4 protein-coding genes and 1 pseudogene are annotated in these 6,352 nt (G+C 39.1%); 3 read left to right on the top strand and 2 right to left on the bottom strand.

Annotation, left to right across the window (positions count from 1 at the left end; translation table 11 throughout):
- A pseudogene (locus DCC82_RS18080) lies at positions 1-133 on the top strand (IS256 family transposase); the annotation flags it as partial.
- Positions 134-393: 260 nt separating this feature from the next.
- Here DCC82_RS18080 and DCC82_RS09040 read toward each other — a convergent pair.
- On the bottom strand, positions 394-2,139 hold the full coding sequence (locus DCC82_RS09040; RefSeq protein WP_097354430.1) for a cache domain-containing protein: 1,746 nt from the start codon (positions 2,137-2,139) through the stop codon (positions 394-396).
- A gap of 231 nt (positions 2,140-2,370) precedes the next feature.
- On the opposite strand from DCC82_RS09040, the gene DCC82_RS09035 reads away from it, so the two are divergent.
- Complete coding sequence (locus tag DCC82_RS09035) at positions 2,371-3,702, top strand: APC family permease (RefSeq protein WP_062755372.1); 1,332 nt, start codon at positions 2,371-2,373, stop codon at positions 3,700-3,702.
- 219 nt (positions 3,703-3,921) lie between these two features.
- Positions 3,922-4,278 (top strand): large conductance mechanosensitive channel protein MscL, encoded by a 357-nt coding sequence (gene mscL / locus DCC82_RS09030; RefSeq protein WP_233253024.1) that lies wholly within the window; start codon positions 3,922-3,924, stop codon positions 4,276-4,278.
- Positions 4,279-4,368: 90 nt separating this feature from the next.
- On the opposite strand, the gene DCC82_RS09025 is transcribed toward mscL, so the two are convergent.
- A complete protein-coding gene (locus tag DCC82_RS09025; RefSeq protein ID WP_097354429.1) occupies positions 4,369-6,066 on the bottom strand; it encodes a ScoMcrA-related endonuclease in 1,698 nt (565 codons plus the stop codon).
- Positions 6,067-6,352 lie beyond the last annotated feature (286 nt).

The following is a 6,352-nucleotide window of genomic DNA, read 5'->3' as shown; positions in this document are numbered from 1 at the left end:
TTTAGAAGCTGCGGAAAAAGTCGTGTATTTAACCATTCAAGATTTTAATGAGAAATGGGCAGGGCGAAAGTTGCGAGGATTTGCCGAAGTGCATGAAGCCCTCGAGCGAATGTTTGAGGAACGTTATTGTTAACCAAATGTTGTAAATAAACAAAATAGGGGGATTCTCCCTTTCCACACAGGAGACTGAATATTCAGTCTCCTGTGTGGAGAAAATCAGTCCCCTATCAATTCAAATCTATTTCAGAGAAACCCTACCCCATTTACATTACACAAAATTCTTGACGGTACCGTGCCAGGTACTGTTCGCCTTATGCCCACATCAAATTTTTGTTGCGTGAATGATAATTTAAAATGATAATTTAAAAAGAGAAAAAGGACTGATCCTTTCACTCAGTCCTCCTGCTTTGAGGAAATCGGAAAAATCAAACACACGGTCGTTCCTTTTCCTTCTTCGCTATGGATCTTCATTTTGCCACCATGCGCTTCCACGATTTTAAAACTCACCATTAGCCCTAGTCCTGTCCCTTTTTCTTTGGTACTGTAGAACGGTTCACCAAGCTTGGCCATTCGCTCTTTCGGTATGCCGCAGCCTTCGTCTGTGATGCAAATGAGAATCGAATCTAGTCGTTGTTTCGCTTCGATCCGTAATATTCCGCCATTTGGCATCGCTTCAATGGCGTTTTTGATGATGTTGATGAACACTTGTTTCAATTGATTTTCGTCACAATAAAGCAGCGGAAGTTGTTCATCAACGAAATATTGAACCGTCACATGATGCAATAGCGCTTGTCCTTCGAGAAGCTTCATCACATGTTGTAACATTTCCGATACGCGGCTGTATGCTTTTTTTGTTGGATGCGGCTTGCCAAGCAATAAAAACTCATCGACAATTTCGTTTAATCGCTCTAATTCCGCTTCAATTATATCGAAATACGTCTGATTGCGTTCTCCCTCTTTTAAAAGCTGAATAAACCCTTTCAGTGATGTTAATGGATTGCGGATTTCATGGGCAACCCCCGCCGCCAATTCACCGACAACCGCCAGTTTTTCCGATTTTCGCAACAGTTCTTCCGACTGTTGAATAGAATCAATCATGTAATTGAAGCGCTTTGCGAGTATACCAATTTCCGTTCGATCAGTTTCGTCTGCGCGAACATGTTTTTCTCCTTTTGCGACCGCTTCTGCCACATCACACAACCGGCGAATCGGATGGACAATTTGATGGGCATAGAGCGCTGTTAAAAGCGATAAAATGAAAAATGCAGCAATAGAAGCAAACCAAAGTGCCTTTTCAAACAACACATAGGGTTTATAAATCTCCGAAACAGGCACTTGCGCAACAACACCCCATTGTAAAATCGGAATATACGCATAGGAAGCAAGCATCGCCACTCCCTCTGTATTGACGACTTCTTCATAGCCTGATTGTCCTCGAAGCAATTTTTGTACAACGGCATTTTCAGCAACATTATCGCCGATTCTCTTTTTCGATGGATGAGAAATAATGTTCCCATTGCGATCGACGATGAACGTATAGCCATGTTCACCAATTTGAAAACTTCGAACAATGGATCGAAATAGATTATTTTGTTCAATTCGCATCGATAAGTTGACGACTCTCTCCACTTCATTCTGTTCATTTAAAACAGGAACAGAAATGACGAGTAAATAACGTCCTGTATCTGCGGAGACGACATCGCTGAAGTAAACTTTTTTCGTTCGCAGCGCTTGTTGGAAGTATTCGCGCTTACTTAAGTTATAGTTTAATAGATGCCTCAAGTCCTTAGGATAAAACCCTTTCACATATCCGTTCGAATCAAATATTGTAGCACTATCAATGTAAGGAGAAATTTTAATAATATGTTCAAGCCCTTTTGACCATTGCTTGGCATCGTTCACCCGAAAATGCGGATCGTCTTGCACGTATTGCTCAAACTTATTTAAATCCTCAGCAATTTGAACAATTTGTTCTTTCATTCGCAAAACGGTTTTATCCGTCATGTAGCGATATTGTTCTTTGGTGATTTCCGGCAAAGACATCCGAGCAATCATAAACATTAAAGCTAGCAAAGCAAAAATAACGACTAAATTAATGATATAAATTTTCCAAAAAATACGTGACCGTATCCAATTCATTTCCCTGCGACTCCCTACATCATTCGTTGTAGATTTTTCCTATACCATTTATACCATGAAAATTATGACATGTTTCATCGTGTACAAAAAACTCGTTCATGTCAAGATGTCAAGAAATGAAATTAATTCTCTATAATATTTAAATTTTTAAAAAATAATAATTTACTTACTCTTATGCTATAATGATCCTGTACTCATAGAAAAAACATTTGTCTTTTTGAGGTGAACAAAATGGAGCAGGCTGAATTAAGAAAAAGCATTGGCTTTATCGTTGCAACATCTTTAGTCATCGGCACGGTCATCGGTTCCGGCATTTTCATGAAACCAGGAGTTGTCATCGCCGCCGCTGGTGATTCGACAATGGCCCTATGGGCATGGGTCATCGGTGGCATCATTACATTAGCGAGCGGGTTAACGATCGCAGAAGTGAGCGTAAAAATTCCAAAAACCGGAGGGCTATATGCTTATGTAGAAGAGGTGTACGGAAAGTTTTGGGGCTTTTTATGCGGATGGATGCAAACGATCATCTATGGCCCAGCGGTGATCGGAGCGCTCGGATTATACTTCGGTTCGTTATTTGCAGGGGTGTTCGGTTTTTCAAAACAGACGGAAACATGGATCGGAATTTTAGCGGTTCTTTTTCTTGCGCTTATTAACATACTAGGAACACAATATGGCGGAGCTGTTCAAAGCTTGTTAACATTAGCAAAACTGCTTCCGATCTTCCTTATTATCGTGTTTGGAATGGTTCAAGGAGATGTGCCTGTGTTCGGAATGGAAAGCGAAAGCAGCCAAGCAATCAGCATGGGCGCTGCCGTATTAGCGACGCTTTGGGCGTACGACGGCTGGATGAACGTCGGGTTTGTGGCGGGCGAAATGAAAAATCCAGCGAAAACATTGCCAAAAGCCATTATTACTGGAATTGTCATTGTCATGCTCTGCTACTTAGGCGTTAATATCGCGATCCTTCACGTACTTCCTGCTAGTAAAATTGTCGAGCTTGGCCCGAACGCCGCAAAAGAAGCCGCAACGTTACTATTTGGCGATGTAGGCGGAAAAATAATTGCGATCGGCATTTTAATTTCCATTTTCGGTTGTTTAAATGGAAAAATTTTAACATTCCCACGCATGCCGTTTGCGATGGCAGAAAACGGACTGTTTCCTGGCGCTCGTTTCTTATCACGCGTTCACCCAACGTTTCACACTCCTGTTCAAGCAACCGTTTTGCAAGTAGCGATCGCTGTGGCGATGATGTTAATGACGAGCCCAGACCGCTTGACCGATATCGCCATTTTTAGTGTTTTCACATTTTACAGCTTAGCGTTTTACGCTGTATTTTTGTTGCGGAAAAATCAAAAGTCCGATCATTCGTTATATAAAGTGCCTTTATATCCTGTAACGCCTATTGTTGCGATTGTAGGAGCGATTTACATTATTGGAAGCACCGTCATCGCTCAGCCACTCGATACTTTTCTTTCTGTGTTAATCACATTATCCGGAATTCCTATTTATTGGAATCTTACAACCAAACAAAAAGATAAAATGGCGAAAAAAGCAGGTTGAACGAACACCCACACCCTAAAAATGCATTTGGCGAACAGTGCCTAGCACTGTTCGCCTGTTTCAGCTGCGAGAAGCCTTGACTTTGTAACCAATCATTTATTTTTGATACATATTGCCATCAATAAGAGTTAAAAAATGGCCGTTTTTTGCTGAAACGTACTAATTGACATTCACTTAATCCTTTAGCACATTGATTATATGTTTGCGATGCGCTGAAATATTGTCAACTTAGCCATCGGGGTAATTATTGGCGAGGCATTCAACAAAATCGTTTCTTCCCTCGTCAATGACATGACTATGCCGATGATTGAGCTATTGCTTGGTGGCATCGATTTTAGCGGCTTATCCTATAAAATCGGTAAAGCTGATGTGAAATATGGAATGTTTATACAGACAGTCGTTGACTTTCTCATTATCACGTTTTCGATTTTCTTGTTCATGAAAGTGTTAAACAATTGTATCACCTTAAAAAAACAGGAAGAAAAAAAGGAAGTTCCGCCAGCCTTAACAAATCAAGAGGAACTTCTTATGGAAATTTTCGATTTGTTGAAAAAGCAGCAATTGGAAAGAGAATAACTCAATACTATAACAGAGTCTTCCCCTCGGTTAAAGGGACAGGCTCCGTTTTTTGGCGAAGAGCGACAGGTACTGTTCATCAAGATAATGTTAAACCTCAAACAGCCTAATTAGCACGTTTTCATCACCACGAATCAATATTTCTTCATAATGAGTCAAAGGATTATCTGTGTATCTCCAATTTCGCGTATTTTTTTTATTACAATCCCATATCACACCTGTAGGCCAATTTTTAGGTATTTCTCTATTAAAGAAAACAGCGGCACCAAAAATTGGACATCCCCAATGCTTAGAAGCACCTGCAAATCCATGTTTTGCAAAAAGTACATCACCTGAATTGTCTTCACCAATTGGATGAAATTGATGCACTAAGTCTAAGATCACATCGATACCAGGATTTTTTAACCTTTCCTTCTTAATCCCAAATACATCATAACAAACTGCCATATAAAATTTCTTGCCTTTTAATTCAAACACTCTTGAATAACTATCTTCTAAAGATAAATAGGAATCTGCCCCATCAATCTCTTCAAAATCGGTTGGATAAAACTTCCTACCAATGGCTTGTAATCCATTCCTTGTAAACAACACGGCCATTTGATCCAAGCCGCAACGCCCATCTATTCCCAAGCAAATAGCCATATTACTATTTAACTTTTCCAAATATTGTCCAATAACTTTATTGAGTCTTGCATATAAGGTTTTAGGATCATTGCTCGTCTGATAAAAACCGGCAGGTAGCAATATCAAGTCTGCTTTTTGATCCAATTTATCTATAAGTTCGAAAAGCAGACGAGTTCTACTCTCATTGGTATAGTGACCATCGGATTGTAAACAAGCTGTAGCAATTCGAACTTTTTCACTGGATTTATTATTTTCCTTTTTTTCAGTATCAATATTTAAAACTAGTGACTTGAATAATTCGACATCCTCTTCCTTGTTTGGATCAAGTTCACACCAAGTGTAATCCAGCAAAGATATGCGAACCGTAGGTTGTAACCCTTTAATCAAAGGTAAAAAATCCCTCAGAGTATCATACCAGGCCCTTTGTTCATCCCTATCATGAGGGTTATTATCCTTAGACATTATCTTTTCACATTGTTCAATCCACTTATTAACGTTAAATCCTGTTTTTAACACTTTTGGATAATGGGTTAACGATATTTTTCTCGCTTCGGAAAAATGTTGAGATTCATCAAGTTCAACCACAAATCCTGGCTGAGGTATATATAGGTCACAAGACTTTAGAAATTTGCTCCTAACAAAACTTTCATTACCTCTGTAATTCTTTAATGCATTATAAATAGCCGCTAAGTCTTTATAATAACTCTCATGGATATAATCCTCCAACCGGGCTTTGATCTCCATCTTATGTTCGATCTTGACATTTCCGAAAATAACTCTAAACATATCGATTATCGTATTTTTACATTCGCTGCATCGATGATTATGCTTGTTCTTCATCCCCCCTTTACTTCTTGCTACATGACAATCTTTATTATCTTTTTCGGGTCCGGTCTTAATTTTAGACGGCGCTTTACTTACAATTTTAAACCCCAGTTTCTCTAGGAAGTTATTCGTCTCTACCCCACCACTAAATTCCCAAGGTTGCAGCTCTTTTCCATTTGCATATTTATTTGCTAGGGATAAAACATATTTAGGCGGATACAGTCTATTATTATAGGAAAGTTGGAATTTCGTTGAATTTCTACTCGCTGGTATACCATTTTCATCAATCTCTTTAATTGCCATGGATACATGATCCTTTTTTATATTGTCAGGAATCACTTACCCTTACCTCCCTTAATAACAGCCCTATACCTTCTCTCACAGTCAAAGCGATCCCTTTTCACTCACCAAAACTATACATAGTTTTAATAAAAAATCCTGTCGAAACTTGCCGTAAAAAACAGAAGCCTTACAGCTTCTGTGTCTAGAATCTGGATCAAAACATCGCTTCTGAGTGATGTTGAGTCAGCCTCCTGCTTAAATGTGCTTTTTTATTCCAGCTCTGAGGAGTAAAAATTCTTCGAGATAAATTGAACTTCTAGCCCCCAAATTTTGATAAATATGC

This window comes from Geobacillus sp. LYN3, assembly GCF_003064505.1.
GTDB lineage: Bacteria > Bacillota > Bacilli > Bacillales > Anoxybacillaceae > Parageobacillus_B > Parageobacillus_B toebii.
Note: the sequence above shows the minus strand (reverse complement) of the source record. Positions and strands in the feature narration are given on the sequence as shown.